Genomic DNA, 12,862 nt, shown 5'->3' on the forward strand with positions numbered 1-12,862 from the left:
GAGCAGCCGCATGATCCTGGAGATCCGCACCTACCGCCTCAAACCCGGCACCCGCGCAGACTTCCTCCAGATCATGCACGAAGAAGCCCTCCCCCTCCTGGCGAAGGCCGGCATCGACGTGGTGAGCAGCGGCGCCTCCCTCGTGGACGAGGACGGCCACGAGGGAGGCGTACCTCATCCGCGCGTTCCCCTCGAAACAGACCCGCGACGAGCAGGAGGACGCCTTCTACACCAGCCCGGCATGGCACCAGGGCCCGCGTGAGGGCATCGTCTCGCGCATCGACGGCTACCACACGATCGTGATCGAGACCACCGACGCCGCCGTCACGGCCCTCCGCGGCTGACGGCGGACGCGAAAGGCGCCCGCCGTCACTCAGGAGCGGCGGAAGGTCAGCGGGCCAGCTCCCAGCGGGCGCCGTGCGGCGTGTCCTCGACCGTGATGCCCGCCGCGGCGAGCTGGTCGCGGATCGCGTCGGCCGCCGCGTAGTCCTTACGGGCCCGCGCGGCCTTGCGCTGCTCCAGGGCCACCGCCACCAGCGCGTCGACCACCGGCGACAGGTCGGAGCCGCTCCCGCGCCACTGCGGCGAGCGAGGGTCGAGGCCGAGCACGTCGAGCATGTTCTGGGTCTCGGCGAGGAGGCGCGCGATGGCCTCCTTGTCGCCCCGCGACAGCGCCACGTTGCCCTCGCGCACCACCTCGTGCACCACGGCGAGCGCCTGCGGCGTGCCGAGGTCGTCGTCGAGCGCGTCGGCGAACGCCTGCGGAAGGGGCGCGTCGGCGTCGACGTCGTGGATCACCTCGGCGGCGCGCGTGACGAAGCCCTCGATCCGCTGGTAGGCCGCCGCCGCCTCCAGCAGCGCCTCCTCGGAGTACTCGATCGAGGAACGGTAGTGCGGCGCGGCCAGGTAGTAGCGCAGCTCCACCGGACGCACCTTCTGCACCATCTCGGGGATCAGCAGCGAGTTGCCGAGCGACTTGCTCATCTTCTCGGCGCCGATCTTGAGCATGCCGTTGTGCATCCAGTAGCGGGCGAAGCCGTCGCCGGCGGCCTGCGACTGGGCGATCTCGTTCTCGTGGTGAGGGAAGATCAGGTCGATGCCGCCGCCGTGGATGTCGAACGTCGGCCCGAGGTACTTGGTGGCCATCGCCGAGCACTCCAGGTGCCAGCCGGGACGCCCGAGCCCCCACGGCGTGGGCCAGGTCGGCTCGCCCGGCTTGGCGCCCTTCCACAGGGCGAAGTCGCGCGCGTCGCGCTTGAGCGACTCGTCGTCGGTGTCGGCCGCGGCCCGCATGTTCTCCAGCTTCTGGTTGGAGAGCTTGCCGTAGTGGTCGGCGTAGGACTGGACGCTGAAGTAGACGTCGCCGCCCGAGGCGTAGGCGTGGCCGCGCTCGATCAGCCGCTCCATCAGCGTGATCATCTCGGGCACGTGGCCGGTGGCCCGCGGCTCGACGGTGGGCGGCAGGCAGCCGAGCGTGTCGTAGGCCCAGGTGAAGGCCCGCTGGTTGCGCTCGGCGATCACGAACCAGGGCACGTCCTCCGCGGCCGACACTCTGATGATCTTGTCATCGATGTCGGTGACGTTGCGGCAGAACGTCACGTCGTATCCGGAACGCGTGAGCCAGCGCCTGAGCACGTCGAAGTTCACGCCTGAGCGGATGTGCCCGATGTGCGGAGGAGCCTGCACGGTGGCCCCACACAGGTAAATCGACGCCCGGCCGGCTTCGACCGGAACGAATTCACGGATGGCGCGCGTGCTGGTGTCGTAGATGTGCAGGCTCACGAAGGCAAGGCTAACGCCTCGGGGGCTCTCGTAGGCCGATTACTCAGCCTCGTACCGTGACCTTGTCGGGACGGATCCGGATGATCAGGCGCTCAGTGCCCGGCTTGTCCTTCCACGGCTCGCCCGTGTACTTGTGGGCCAGCTCCTGGATCAACGCGCCCTCGGGGTCCTCCTCGATCGTCACCCGGCCGCGCACCTCCAGGTAGCGATAGGGATTGCCAGGGTCGATGACCAGCAGACTCGTCCGCGGGTCGCGCTCGAAGTTGCGCGGCTTCACCCGCCCCCGGACGGTCGAGAACAGGACGTCGTCGCCGTCCGTGCGCACCCACACCACGGTCGACTGCGGTCCGCCGTCGGGGTTGAGGCTGGTCACCGTCGCATGATTCGGGGCATCCAGGAGTTCGCGCGCTTCTTCCGGCAGCTCGGGCATGTGTCTCCCTCGATCGGTCGTGATCCCCATTCTTCTGTAGTCTCGAAGGCGCCATGGACGTGACTCCCCCCTCTACGCTCCGTCGCCTGGGCATCGCCCTGGCCGGGCTCGCGGTGGCCGCTCTGACCGGAGCCGCCTGCGCGCTGTCCTTCGACGATCTGCGCGCGCTGGCCGTCACCGGCGAGGCGCGGCAGGACCTCGCCTTCCTCTATCCGGCCGCCTTCGACGCGCTGCTCGTGGTCGCGCTGCTCGGGGTGCTGCTGCTGCGCCCCGCCCGGCCGCTGGTGCGGGCGCAGGCCGCCACCGTGCTGGTCCTGCTCATCGTGGCCGCCGCGGCGGCCAACGTGGCGACCGCGCTGCGGTTCACCTTCGACGCGCGCCAGGTGGCCGTGGGCGTGGCCCTGGCGCCCTGGGTCATGCTGGCCGTGGCCCTGTGGCTCTGGCTGCTGCTGATCAAGCACGTCCAGGCTCACCGGGGCGCGGCACGCGAGGAGGCGGACGACGACGACTTCGTCCCCTTCCACCCGGGCCGCGCGGCCGACACGCCGCCGCCGCTCGTGACCGAGGCGCCCCCGCCGGTGCTGGAGTCCACGCCGCTGGTGGGGCCCACGGCCGCGCCGGAGACGCCGCCGGTCCCGGCCCAGGTGTCCGAGTGGCGGGCCGTGCAAGAGCCCGAACCCGAGCCTGTACGAGCCCCTGAGCCCGAACCGGAACCCGAGCCCGACCCGGAACCGGAACCCGAGCCGGAACCGGAACCCGAACCCGAACCCGAGCCGTTGAGGCGGCCGGTCCGGTGGGGCGACCGGGTGAAGCCGACCGACGTCCTGGTCCACCCCCGCACCGACACCCGGGCCACCGACACGCGCGACGTCGACACCCAGCCCGTCCCCGTCATCGAGGACGACCGCCGGACCCGCCCCGCCGCCGACGAGCCCCGGACGCCCCAGAGCGACTCTGAGGCCACCGCGCCCCACCCGGTGATCCACGAGGACACCCAGGCCCCCTCCGGCCGCCTGCGCAGCACTCCGCGCCCGCCGGACCCCGAGGAATAGCGGGCCAAGCCACGAAGAAACGCGAGAAGCACGAGAGGCCCGTCCGGGATGATCCCGGACGGGCCGTTTCGTGTGCGTCTATCTCGTCTACATCCCTGGCGCCCGCTAGACCCTGGAGCCGCGGCGTAGGCCGGCGACCAGGCCGACACCGACGATCGCCAGGACGACCTGCATCACGAGCTCGATCCAGTCGATGCCGGGGGTCGTCTCGACGCCGAGCACCTGGGCGATGAGGGTGCCCAGCAGGGCGGCGACGATGCCGACGACGATGGTGAGGATCCACCCGATGGCCTGCCTGCCGGGCAGCAGCAGGCGACCGATTGCGCCAATGACGGCGCCAATCACGATGGCGCCAAGGATGGACTGAATGGTCATGACACGAAACCTCCCCGTGAGAGTGAGCCGTTCACTCTCACGGGGAGCTTCGCTACCCGATCGCCGGCGATTATGCGCCGGCTTTACGAACGAGCAGGTCAGGTCGTGGTTCGGCCGGTGCGTCCACCGCGTCCTCCCCAGCCCATCCGCGTCACGAGGAGCACGCCGACCACAGCCAGGACGAGCTGGAGTATGTGTTCGAGCCAGTCGATGCCCTTGGTGTCGGCCCAGCCGAACGCCTGGGCGATCAGGGTGCCGATCAGGGCGGCCACGATGCCCACGATGAGCGTCAGGCCGATGGACATGTTCTGCCTGCCAGGCACTATCAGCCGGGCCAGCGCACCGACGATGGCGCCGATGACTACTGCGGAAACGATCGCGCCGATCATGTGTAGCTCCCCCCGAGACGTTCACATGTCTTAGATGGGGACATACCCGACACCTGGGGAAACTACCCCCTGAGGAAGGCGGCGGTCCGTACCGCGCCAGTGACGAACCGCCGCCCCCACAGTTGGCGGGTTCGGCGACGACCCGCCGGGACACCCTCACGCATCCCACACATAAGACGCTGAATGCCTAGGAAAGGTTGACCACGAGGGCCGTGGCGATGGCGGCGATCCCCTCGCCGCGCCCGGTGAGCCCGAGCCCGTCGGTGGTGGTGGCCGAGACGCTCACCGGCGCCCCCACGGCGCCGCCGAGCGCCAGCTCGGCCTCGGTACGCCGCGGAGCCATCTTGGGACGGTTGCCGATCACCTGGACGGCCACATTGCCGATCTCGAAGCCCGCCGCGCGCACCTGGCGGGCGGTCTCCTCCAGCAGGGTGACCCCGGAAGCCCCGGCCCAGCGGGGATCGGACGTGCCGAACAGCCCGCCCAGGTCGCCCAGGCCGGCCGCGGACAGCAGCGCGTCGCAGGCGGCATGCGCGGCGACGTCGCCGTCGGAGTGGCCGTCGAGCCCGATCTCGGCCGGCCAGTGCAGGCCGGCGAGGCTGAGCTCACGCCCCGAGTCCGCCGAAGCGAACGGGTGGACGTCGACTCCGACGCCCACCCGTGGAAGATTCGTGTTCAGGAGTTGAGAACCTCGTCGAGCAGGGCCTCAGCCTTGTCCTCATTGGTCTTCTCGGCGAGCGCGAGCTCGCTGACGAGGATCTGACGAGCCTTCGCGAGCATGCGCTTCTCGCCCGCTGACAGGCCGCGCTCGCGGTCGCGACGCCACAGGTCGCGAACCACCTCCGCAACCTTGTTCACATCGCCGGAGGCGAGCTTCTCCAGATTGGCCTTGTAACGGCGCGACCAGTTGGTCGGCTCTTCCGTGTGCGGCATCCGAAGAACATCGAAAACCCGCTCAAGGCCTTCCTGGCCGACGACGTCGCGCACACCGACGAGTTCCGCGTTTTCTGCTGGCACCTGGACGGTAAGGTCGCCCTTGTCGACCTTGAGCACCAGGTAGGTCTTTTCCTCACCCTTGATGGATCGCTTCGTGATTGCTTCGATCCGAGCAGCCCCATGGTGGGGGTAGACGACAGTGTCGCCGACCTGGAAAGTCATGTGACAAGTACCCCTTCCGCTGTACTCCAGGGTACCACGCATCCACAGGCTCCCGGAACAGTGAAATCCTCATAACTGCAGGTCAAAGCCGCATATTGGGGCTTGACAAGTCCTCGACCGTATGAATCGCATTTCCGGACATAGCGAATGACCTGCAGGGGTGCGGATATGACCATGGATTCAGGTGGATATGGTAGGCGCTGCCCAACACCCCATGCGCCATACCGCGCAAGAGCAAGGAGAACCCGCACGTGACCAGCCGTCGCTGGATTGTCGTAGCCGCCGCGTTCTTGGCAGCCCCCGTGCTCGCGGGCTGCGGGGCAGGATTCGACGCCAACACCAACAAGCCGTACGCCCCGAACGAGGCGGTCGCACTCATCGACCAGGGTGCTTATGGCACGCGCGGCATTCACATCCCGCAGGCGTTCATCCTCGGCCCCGACTCCGGCGCCCAGCTCCCGTGGCGCGGTTCAGCCCCGATCTACCTGAACATCCTCAACACCGCGGGCGCCGCCGACACGCTCCAGGCCGTCTCCGCGGGCTCGGTGGGGTCCGTGAAGGTCGCCGCGCCGATCCAGCTTCCCCCCAACCAGCTCGTCAACACCGGCAAGCCGCAGCCCCAGCTGATGCTGGAGAGCATCTCCACGAGCCTCAGAGGCGGCGAGAGCGTGCGTCTGGACCTCCAGTTCGCCAACGCCGGGACAGTGACCCTGACCGTCCCTGTGGTCACGCGCAGCCGTGAGTTCAAGGACTACCCCGCCGCCCCCAACGCCACCCCGGTCGCGACGCCCTCGGCGTCGCCCACCCCGACGGCCACCGAAGAGGCCCACTGACGGCATGAGAGAACCCTTGTTCTGGTACGAACCCACGTACCAGAACAAGGGTCGTTCACTCCTCGGCGGCGTCGAACTTGTAGCCCAGGCCGCGCACGGTGAGGATGCAGCGCGGGTTCGACGGGTCCGCCTCGATCTTGGCCCGCAGGCGCTTGACGTGGACGTCGAGCGTCTTGGTGTCGCCCACGTAGTCGGCGCCCCAGACGCGGTCGATGAGCTGGCCGCGGGTGAGCACCCGGCCGGCGTTGCGCAGCAGCACCTCCAGCAGCTCGAACTCCTTCAGCGGCAGCTGCACCTGCGCGCCGCGCACCGCGACGACGTGGCGGTCGACGTCCATGCGCACCGGGCCCACGGCCAGGACGGCCGTCTCCAGCTCCTCCACCACGTCGCCCTGACGGCGCAGCACCGCGCGGATGCGGGCCACCAGCTCCCGCGAGGAGAACGGCTTGGTCACGTAGTCGTCGGCGCCCAGCTCCAGGCCCACGACCTTGTCGATCTCGCTGTCCTTGGCGGTCAGCATGATGACCGGCACCTTCGAGCGCTGCCGCAGCGAGCGGCACACCTCGGTGCCCGGCAGGCCGGGCAGCATCAGGTCGAGCAGCACGAGGTCCGCGCCGTTGCGGTCGAACGTGTCGAGCGCCTCGGGCCCGGTCGCCGCGACCGACACCTCGAAGCCCTCCTTGCGCAGCATGTAGGACAAGGCGTCGGAGAAGGACTCCTCATCCTCAACCACTAGAACTCTGGTCATTTTGCGGTCTCCAGGGGAATCGAGGGTGGTACTGCCACCGCCGTGCCGCCGAAGGCGGGCAGACGGAGGGTGAAGGTGGAGCCGGAGCCTTCCTTGCTCCAGACGGACACCTCGCCCGCGTGGGCCGCGGCGACGTGCTTGACGATGGCCAGGCCGAGCCCGGTGCCGCCGGTCGCCCGTGACCTGGCCGCGTCGACGCGGAAGAAGCGCTCGAAGATGCGCTCCAGAGACTCCTCGGGGATGCCGATGCCCTGGTCGCTGACGCTGATCTCGACGGAGTCGCCGGCCGGACGGACGCTGACCACGACCCGCGTGTGCTCGGGGCTGTAGGCGACGGCGTTGTCGATGAGGTTGCGCAGGGCGGTGACGAGCAGCTCGTCGTCGCCCCAGATGCGCAGGCCCTCGGTGCCGCCGGTGACCAGCGTGATGTCCTTGGCCACCGCCTTGGTGTTGCAGTGGTCGATGGCGTCATGGACGGCCTCGTCGATGGCGACCTGGCCCGGGGTGGGGATGGGCTCGGCGCCCTGGATCCTGCTCAGCGTGATCAGGTCCTGGACCAGGTAGGTGAGCCGGGCGGCCTCGTGCTGCATGCGCCCGGCGAAGCGGGTGACCGCCTCGGGGTCGTCGGCGGCGTCCTGGATGGTCTCGGCCAGCAGGCTCAGCGCGCCCACGGGGGTCTTCAGCTCGTGGCTGACGTTGGCGACGAAATCGCGGCGCACCGCCTCGACCCTGCGCCGCTCGGTCTGGTCCTCGGCCAGCACCAGCACCTGGCCGTAGGAGCCGAGGGGGGCGACGCGGACGGCGAAGTTCGTCGTCTCCTGGCCGAACTTGTGGCCGGCGACGTCGATCTCGCTCTCGCGGATCTCGCCGTCGCGGCGTACCTGTCTTGCCAGTGCGAGCAGCTCCGCGGCCATCAGCCTGTCGCCCTTGACCAGCCCGAACGCGCGCGCGGCCGAGCTGGCGCGCAGCACGCGGTCGTGCGCGTCGAGCACGACGGCGGACGAGGGGAGCACGGCGAGCACGGAGGCCACGCCCTGCGGCAGCGCCGCTCCGGTCTCGACGCCGTCGGCTGAATCGGTCCTCTTCGGAGCCTCGATCTGGTTCCGGTAGAACAGGACCGCCAGGGCTCCCACGACGAACCCGGCCAGGGCCGCGAAGCTCATGGCCATCTCACTCATGCCTCCGATGGTAGGTGGCGAAGCCCAAGGGACAGACCTCTCACCTGCGGATGAACCGCCCTTTCCTGGAAAGTTCATCTCGCAGTAGAGGTTCGTTCATCGAGTGGCACGTACGGTGACGACATGCGCGACGCGTACCATGAAGAACTTGATCTCCTGACGGGCAAGCTGGTCGAGATGACGAGGCTGGTCCGCTCGGCCATCTCCCGTGCCACCACGGCCCTCCTCGACGCCGACCTCCAGCTCGCCGAGAGCGTCATCTCCCGCGACCAGGAGGTGAACGCCCTCTTCGCCGACATCGAGACGTCGATCTTCGAGCTGATGGCCAGGCAGCAGCCGGTCGCGGTGGACCTGCGAATGGTCATCACGGCGCTGCGCATGGGCACCGACCTCGAACGCATGGGCGACCTCGCCGTCCACGTGGCCAAGGTGGCCCGGCTGCGGCACCCCGACTCGGCGATTCCGCCCGAGACTCGCTCGACCATCGTGGAAATGGGGCAGATCGCCGAGAACCTGGTCACCAAGGCCGGCAGCTGCGTGGCCTCCAGGGACGTTGAGTCGGCCCTTGAGCTGGAGGAGGACGACGACGCGATGGACCGGCTGCACCGCCGGCTGTTCCGCAACATCCTGGCCAAGGACTGGCAGCACGGCGTGGAGCCGGCGATCGACATCACACTGATCGGCCGGTACTACGAGCGGTACGCCGACCACGCGGTGCGGGTGGCGCGGGACGTCGTCTACCTGGTCACCGGCTCCCGTCCCAGCTGACGGCCTCCCGGAGGCGAGCTCTTCACCCGGACGCAGCGGGCGGCACCTGTCGGGGGGCCGCCCGCTTCGCACGTCCCCGGCCGGGCATGGGGCGATCCGGCGGGACGAACAGCGGCAAGCAGCGACAGACGCCCGCCAAGCGCCCTGTCTCCTGGCCAAAAGCGGATGCGGTGACGTCTGCGCATGTGGCAGGCTCCGCCGGTGAATCGTGAACAGATCTCCCGACTCGCCCACGCGGACCATCCGATCGCGGCTCCGCTCGACGACGACTCGGTGCGCCGCCTTCTCGACCGCGCCCTCCCCCAGGGCGGCTCCCGCGTGCTCGACCTCGGCTGCGGCGGCGGGGAGTGGCTGCTGCGCGCGCTGGGCACGCGTCCCAAGCTGCAGGCGGAGGGCGTGGACATCGCCGAGGGCTCGCTGGCGCACGCCCGCGAGAGCGCGGAGGCGCTCGGCGTCCACGACCGGCTCGTCCTCCATCGTGCGGACGCCGCCGAGTTCACCTCGCCGCACGCGTTCGACCTGGTGATCAGCGTCGGGGCGACGCACGCGTTCGGCGGCCTGCCGCCCACGCTCGCGGCGGCGCGCGAGCACTTGGCCCCCGGCGGGCGCGTCCTGGTCGGCGACGGTTTCTGGGCCGGGGAGCCGTCCGCCGAGGCGGTGGAGATGCTGGGCGAGCTCACCGGCCTGCCGGCCCTGATGGACCGCGTCACCGCCGACGGCTGGACGCCGGTGCACGGCCACATCAGCACCCGCCAGGAGCTCGACGACTACGAATGGGCCTGGACGGGCTCGCTGGCGTCCTGGGCTCTGGACAACCCCGACCATCCGGACAGGTGCGAGGCCCTCACGACGGCCGACACCCACCGCGCCGAGTGGCTGCGCGTCTACCGGGACGTCTTCGGGTTCGTCACCCTCGTCCTGCGCCCGACGTCCGACTGACGGGCCGCCCGCCCCTCGGTCGACGTCAGGAGGCCGCCTGCCGGCTCCTGCACACATGCCGCCGCGCCAGCTCGGCCCAGACCGCGGCGGCACGGGCGTACGGGCCCCTGGCGGTCTCCTCGTGGTCCCCGCGCTCGGTGACCCGCCGCACGAAGAACTGCGCCGCCTCGAAGCACAGGACGTACTCCTCGCAACAGGACGCTTCGACCACGCGTACGAGCCCGCGCGACACATGGGGCTCCCACGTCGGCACGTCAGACCGTCCCGCCCGGAACGCGGGCTTCCCCGGCGGACGGAAGGGGGCAGGAGCGCTCAGCTCTGGCAGAGGTGCTCACATCCCCGAAAGCATAGGCACCTCGCCCCAAACCGGCCCACACATTTCAGTGTCCGGCATCAGTGACATACCTTCCTCGCCCCCGCCCCCCAGCCCCAAGCCCTCGCCCATCGCGGACGTCCAGGCAGGTGACGCTGGTATGACAGCGCCGATCCGCCCTCAAGAAGGGCGGCGTCGGCCGCTGCACGGCTGCATCTCGACACAGCATCGAGACCGGCACCTGACAGTTTTCGTGGTCACGCCCCATCGACGGGATAGCGCAATCGGGCTCGCCGCAGCCCCTCGTGACCGACCGCGAAAACGAACGGCTCGATCACCCGCCTCACGACATGGACGATCTGAGCCTCGTTGCCGAGGAAGGCCGCTGCCATCTCCTTCCCGACCATCCTGGCGTTCGCCAGCGCGAATATGCGCGCGCCGCTCGTGTAGATGACGCGCGCTTCCACCAGGTTCCGGGTGATTGCAAGGTCCTTGCACAACAGGATGTCGCCGCGAATCGTGGCTTCTTCGATCCACTGAACGTCAGCGATGCGTTGGGAGGCGTCCGCCCCGTAGCGCTCATCCATCGTTTCCAGGACCCAGCCGGCCTCGCGCAGGGCTTGGGGGACGATGCGGGAGCCTAATCCGCGGTCCAGGAAGAAGGTGAACCCGGAGGCGCGCGCATCGTCCGTCATGCCTTCCTCTCACGCCGCCTGCGGCAGAAGACCTTCGACCTCGTCCACTTGGAGGTCGTAGTCCTCGGCCACTTCTCGGCTGTCCTCACCGGCCCGCAGGCGGTTGAGCACGTCGGCGACACGGACGCCTCGTCGGGCGACGGTCGGCTGACCGCCGTTGATCCAGGAGTCGACCGTGACCGCCACGCGGTCGTAGCCCGGAAGCTGGATCACTTTCATCCAACCGTCCACGTAAGTGACGCGTCGCAGGTAGTCACGGACGATCGGCCGGAACACCTGCTGACCGCTGCGTACCACGACCAGCCCGTCGACCGCCTCGCGCTCCACGGGATCGTCGGTGTGCTCCCTGAAGTCCCACAGCACCTCAGCGCCGTCGGTCATCAGCCGCTCGCTGGCCAGCGCCTGCTCCAGCCCGATGTTCTCCTCAAGCCAGCGAATGGCCGGCCTGATGCGCCGCATCGGAACGTCTGCCCTGCGGAAGGCGGCCAGCATGTACGCCTCGGCCAGACCGACGAACGGCACGGTCGGCCCCTGTGCGCCGGCGGTCGTCACCAGGGGCTCGACCGCCACCGTGACGCCGTCCATCCGCTTGTACGCGTAGCCGACGGACCAGTTGCGGAAGGATTCACGCGGAACGCCGATCAGGTCTGCCGCCTGGCTCTTGCTGTACAGGGGGGTGACATAGCGGAAGTCGCTGATCAGCCCACTACGTGGAACGTGGTCGCGCGGTTCCATCAGAGTCCTCTCCCTTCAGGCTCAGCCTAGGGAAATCCGCGACCGGATGCTCGCAATCTCCCGTCCTTCAGATCGATCATCCACGCTCCGGCGCAGGCACCGTCGTCCCGACACGTCACGAGGGCGCACGCAGGCCCAGGCCGGGAGAGCACGAGGGGACGGGAGAGTCCCCTCGCGCGCCCGAAGGGCTGTGGGGTCAGCGGCCCTGGTTGGCCACTGCTTCGATGGCGGCCTTGGCGGCCTCCGGGTCGAGGTAGCGCCCGCCGCGCACCTGCGGCTTGAAGTCGGCGTCCAGCTCGTACGCCAGCGGGATCCCCGTGGGGATGTTGAGCCCGGCGATGTCGTCGTCGCCGATGCCGTCGAGGTGCTTGACCAGGGCCCTCAGCGAGTTGCCGTGCGCGGTCACCAGGACCGTGCGCCCCGCGGCCAGGTCGGGGACGATCTCGTCGTACCAGTACGGGAGCATGCGGTCGACGACGTCCTTCAGGCACTCCGTGCGTGGCATGAGCTCCGGCGGCAGGAGGGCGTAACGGGGGTCGCCGGCCTGGGAGTACTCGTCGTCGTCGGCGATGGGCGGCGGCGGCACGTCGTACGAGCGGCGCCAGAGCATGAACTGCTCGTCGCCGAACTCCTCACGCGTCTGGGCCTTGTTCTTGCCCTGCAGGGCCCCGTAGTGGCGTTCGTTCAGCCGCCAGCTGCGCTTGACCGGGAGCCAGAGCAGGTCGGCCTCGCCCAGGGCGAGCTGGGCCGTCTGGATGGCCCGGGTCAGGAGGCTGGTGTGCAGGACGTCGGGCCGCAGACCGGCCTCCTGCAGGAGCCGGCCGCCGCGCCGGGCCTCGTCCTCGCCCTTGGCCGACAGGCTGACGTCCACCCAACCGGTGAACAGGCCCTTCGCGTTCCAGTCGCTCTCACCGTGCCGTAGCAGCACCAAAGTCGCCATGCGGCCAATCCTATGGCCGCCGCCCGGAGCGCCGGCAGGTCACTGCCCGGGGTCGGCGAATCGGGCGAAAGCCTGCAGGTTGGCCAGGGATTCGCCGCGTTTGGCACGCCACTCCCACTCCCGCCTGATGGAGGAGGCGAAGCCCAGCTCCAGCGCCCGGTCGAACCAGTCGTCGGCGTACGTCAGCACGCAGCCGAGCAGCCGGTCGACCTCCTCCTCGCTGACGGCGGCCAGCGGCACCCGGCCGACCAGGTAGACGTCGCCGACGGGGTCGAGGGAGAAGTGCACGCCGTACATGGCGCCGTTCTTGCCGAGGAGCCAGCGGTAGAACTCCTCGTGGTTCTCGTCCGGCTGGCGGCAGAAGAACGCCTCGACGTGCAGCACCCGCTCGCCGACGATCAGCCAGGTCATGGTGGCGAGCTTGTGCTGTCCGGGCAGCTTGACCAGGAACGCCCCGGGCCGCGGCTCGTCGTAGGAGACGTCCGCGGCCTTGAGCGCGGCTTCGACGACATCGCGCATGGGATACA

18 protein-coding genes are annotated in these 12,862 nt (G+C 69.5%); 5 read left to right on the top strand and 13 right to left on the bottom strand.

Going from position 1 to position 12,862, the window contains the following annotated elements; genetic code table 11:
• The first annotated feature begins 10 nt into the window (after positions 1-10).
• A complete protein-coding gene (locus ACIBK9_RS00485) occupies positions 11-262 on the top strand; it encodes a hypothetical protein (protein WP_397154055.1) in 252 nt (83 codons plus the stop codon).
• A gap of 128 nt (positions 263-390) precedes the next feature.
• Here ACIBK9_RS00485 and cysS read toward each other — a convergent pair whose 3' ends face one another.
• Positions 391-1,782, bottom strand: a complete 1,392-nt coding sequence (gene cysS / locus ACIBK9_RS00490; RefSeq protein ID WP_397154057.1) for a cysteine--tRNA ligase — start codon at positions 1,780-1,782, stop codon at positions 391-393.
• A 43-nt stretch (positions 1,783-1,825) separates the two neighbouring features.
• Positions 1,826-2,242, bottom strand: a complete 417-nt coding sequence (locus tag ACIBK9_RS00495) for a PPOX class F420-dependent oxidoreductase (protein ID WP_397154059.1) — start codon at positions 2,240-2,242, stop codon at positions 1,826-1,828.
• Positions 2,243-2,271: 29 nt separating this feature from the next.
• On the opposite strand from ACIBK9_RS00495, the gene ACIBK9_RS00500 reads away from it, so the two are divergent.
• Entirely contained in the window at positions 2,272-3,264 is a 993-nt protein-coding gene (locus ACIBK9_RS00500) for a DUF2637 domain-containing protein (RefSeq protein WP_397154061.1), read from the top strand.
• A 105-nt stretch (positions 3,265-3,369) separates the two neighbouring features.
• On the opposite strand, the gene ACIBK9_RS00505 is transcribed toward ACIBK9_RS00500, so the two are convergent.
• The 4 genes from ACIBK9_RS00505 to ACIBK9_RS00520 all read right to left on the bottom strand — a co-directional run bounded on the left by ACIBK9_RS00505 (position 3,370) and on the right by ACIBK9_RS00520 (position 5,186).
• Positions 3,370-3,639 (bottom strand): GlsB/YeaQ/YmgE family stress response membrane protein, encoded by a 270-nt coding sequence (locus ACIBK9_RS00505; protein WP_352322341.1) that lies wholly within the window; start codon positions 3,637-3,639, stop codon positions 3,370-3,372.
• Positions 3,640-3,737: 98 nt separating this feature from the next.
• Positions 3,738-4,028 carry a GlsB/YeaQ/YmgE family stress response membrane protein gene (locus ACIBK9_RS00510; RefSeq protein ID WP_352322343.1) on the bottom strand — a complete coding sequence of 97 codons (291 nt, stop codon included), beginning with the start codon at positions 4,026-4,028 and terminating at the stop codon, positions 3,738-3,740.
• A 187-nt stretch (positions 4,029-4,215) separates the two neighbouring features.
• Positions 4,216-4,686 (bottom strand): 2-C-methyl-D-erythritol 2,4-cyclodiphosphate synthase, encoded by a 471-nt coding sequence (ispF, locus tag ACIBK9_RS00515; protein ID WP_358289293.1) that lies wholly within the window; start codon positions 4,684-4,686, stop codon positions 4,216-4,218.
• Between the two features lie 17 nt (positions 4,687-4,703).
• Positions 4,704-5,186 carry a CarD family transcriptional regulator gene (locus tag ACIBK9_RS00520; RefSeq protein ID WP_043624891.1) on the bottom strand — a complete coding sequence of 161 codons (483 nt, stop codon included), beginning with the start codon at positions 5,184-5,186 and terminating at the stop codon, positions 4,704-4,706.
• Positions 5,187-5,437: 251 nt separating this feature from the next.
• Here ACIBK9_RS00520 and ACIBK9_RS00525 point away from each other — a divergent pair, with 251 nt between their 5' ends.
• Entirely contained in the window at positions 5,438-6,019 is a 582-nt protein-coding gene (locus tag ACIBK9_RS00525) for a copper chaperone PCu(A)C (RefSeq protein ID WP_397154064.1), read from the top strand.
• A 55-nt stretch (positions 6,020-6,074) separates the two neighbouring features.
• Here the strand turns inward: ACIBK9_RS00525 and ACIBK9_RS00530 are convergent, their stop codons facing one another.
• On the bottom strand, positions 6,075-6,767 hold the full coding sequence (locus ACIBK9_RS00530) for a response regulator transcription factor (protein ID WP_352355444.1): 693 nt from the start codon (positions 6,765-6,767) through the stop codon (positions 6,075-6,077).
• Complete coding sequence (locus ACIBK9_RS00535) at positions 6,764-7,936, bottom strand: sensor histidine kinase (RefSeq protein WP_387679874.1); 1,173 nt, start codon at positions 7,934-7,936, stop codon at positions 6,764-6,766. The genes ACIBK9_RS00530 and ACIBK9_RS00535 overlap by 4 nt, the downstream gene beginning before the upstream one ends.
• 132 nt (positions 7,937-8,068) lie before the next feature.
• Here ACIBK9_RS00535 and phoU point away from each other — a divergent pair, with 132 nt between their 5' ends.
• Together phoU and ACIBK9_RS00545 are read left to right on the top strand one after the other, a co-directional pair.
• A complete protein-coding gene (phoU, locus tag ACIBK9_RS00540; RefSeq protein WP_352355448.1) occupies positions 8,069-8,713 on the top strand; it encodes a phosphate signaling complex protein PhoU in 645 nt (214 codons plus the stop codon).
• A 201-nt stretch (positions 8,714-8,914) separates the two neighbouring features.
• Positions 8,915-9,652, top strand: a complete 738-nt coding sequence (locus ACIBK9_RS00545; RefSeq protein WP_397154067.1) for an SAM-dependent methyltransferase — start codon at positions 8,915-8,917, stop codon at positions 9,650-9,652.
• Positions 9,653-9,677: 25 nt separating this feature from the next.
• Here the strand turns inward: ACIBK9_RS00545 and ACIBK9_RS00550 are convergent, their stop codons facing one another.
• From ACIBK9_RS00550 to ACIBK9_RS00570, 5 genes are all read right to left on the bottom strand, one after another.
• The gene (locus tag ACIBK9_RS00550) at positions 9,678-9,884 is read right to left on the bottom strand and encodes a hypothetical protein (protein WP_352319699.1); all 207 of its coding nucleotides are present in this window, start codon (positions 9,882-9,884) and stop codon (positions 9,678-9,680) included.
• A 338-nt stretch (positions 9,885-10,222) separates the two neighbouring features.
• Positions 10,223-10,660: a hypothetical protein gene (locus tag ACIBK9_RS00555; RefSeq protein WP_397154069.1), complete on the bottom strand. Its 438-nt coding sequence runs from the start codon at positions 10,658-10,660 to the stop codon at positions 10,223-10,225.
• A gap of 9 nt (positions 10,661-10,669) precedes the next feature.
• A complete protein-coding gene (locus tag ACIBK9_RS00560) occupies positions 10,670-11,395 on the bottom strand; it encodes a DUF433 domain-containing protein (RefSeq protein WP_397154071.1) in 726 nt (241 codons plus the stop codon).
• 196 nt (positions 11,396-11,591) lie between these two features.
• Complete coding sequence (locus ACIBK9_RS00565; protein WP_352355458.1) at positions 11,592-12,335, bottom strand: phosphoglyceromutase; 744 nt, start codon at positions 12,333-12,335, stop codon at positions 11,592-11,594.
• 39 nt (positions 12,336-12,374) lie between these two features.
• A complete protein-coding gene (locus ACIBK9_RS00570) occupies positions 12,375-12,854 on the bottom strand; it encodes a YbjN domain-containing protein (RefSeq protein ID WP_357967206.1) in 480 nt (159 codons plus the stop codon).
• Positions 12,855-12,862 lie beyond the last annotated feature (8 nt).

The organism is Nonomuraea sp. NPDC050227 (genome assembly GCF_044459705.1).
Lineage (GTDB): Bacteria > Actinomycetota > Actinomycetes > Streptosporangiales > Streptosporangiaceae > Nonomuraea.

Coding starts and splice junctions, on each gene's coding strand:
- ACIBK9_RS00565 (WP_352355458.1), bottom strand. CDS start 12,335: ATGGCGACTTTGGTGCTGCTACGGCACGGTGAGAGCGACTGGAACGCG.
- ACIBK9_RS00485 (WP_397154055.1), top strand. CDS start 11: ATGATCCTGGAGATCCGCACCTACCGCCTCAAACCCGGCACCCGCGCA.
- ACIBK9_RS00530 (WP_352355444.1), bottom strand. CDS start 6,767: ATGACCAGAGTTCTAGTGGTTGAGGATGAGGAGTCCTTCTCCGACGCC.
- ACIBK9_RS00535 (WP_387679874.1), bottom strand. CDS start 7,936: ATGGCCATGAGCTTCGCGGCCCTGGCCGGGTTCGTCGTGGGAGCCCTG.
- ACIBK9_RS00570 (WP_357967206.1), bottom strand. CDS start 12,854: ATGCGCGATGTCGTCGAAGCCGCGCTCAAGGCCGCGGACGTCTCCTAC.
- ACIBK9_RS00555 (WP_397154069.1), bottom strand. CDS start 10,660: ATGACGGACGATGCGCGCGCCTCCGGGTTCACCTTCTTCCTGGACCGC.
- ACIBK9_RS00560 (WP_397154071.1), bottom strand. CDS start 11,395: ATGGAACCGCGCGACCACGTTCCACGTAGTGGGCTGATCAGCGACTTC.
- phoU (WP_352355448.1), top strand. CDS start 8,069: ATGCGCGACGCGTACCATGAAGAACTTGATCTCCTGACGGGCAAGCTG.
- ACIBK9_RS00510 (WP_352322343.1), bottom strand. CDS start 4,028: ATGATCGGCGCGATCGTTTCCGCAGTAGTCATCGGCGCCATCGTCGGT.
- ACIBK9_RS00520 (WP_043624891.1), bottom strand. CDS start 5,186: ATGACTTTCCAGGTCGGCGACACTGTCGTCTACCCCCACCATGGGGCT.
- ACIBK9_RS00505 (WP_352322341.1), bottom strand. CDS start 3,639: ATGACCATTCAGTCCATCCTTGGCGCCATCGTGATTGGCGCCGTCATT.
- ACIBK9_RS00495 (WP_397154059.1), bottom strand. CDS start 2,242: ATGGGGATCACGACCGATCGAGGGAGACACATGCCCGAGCTGCCGGAA.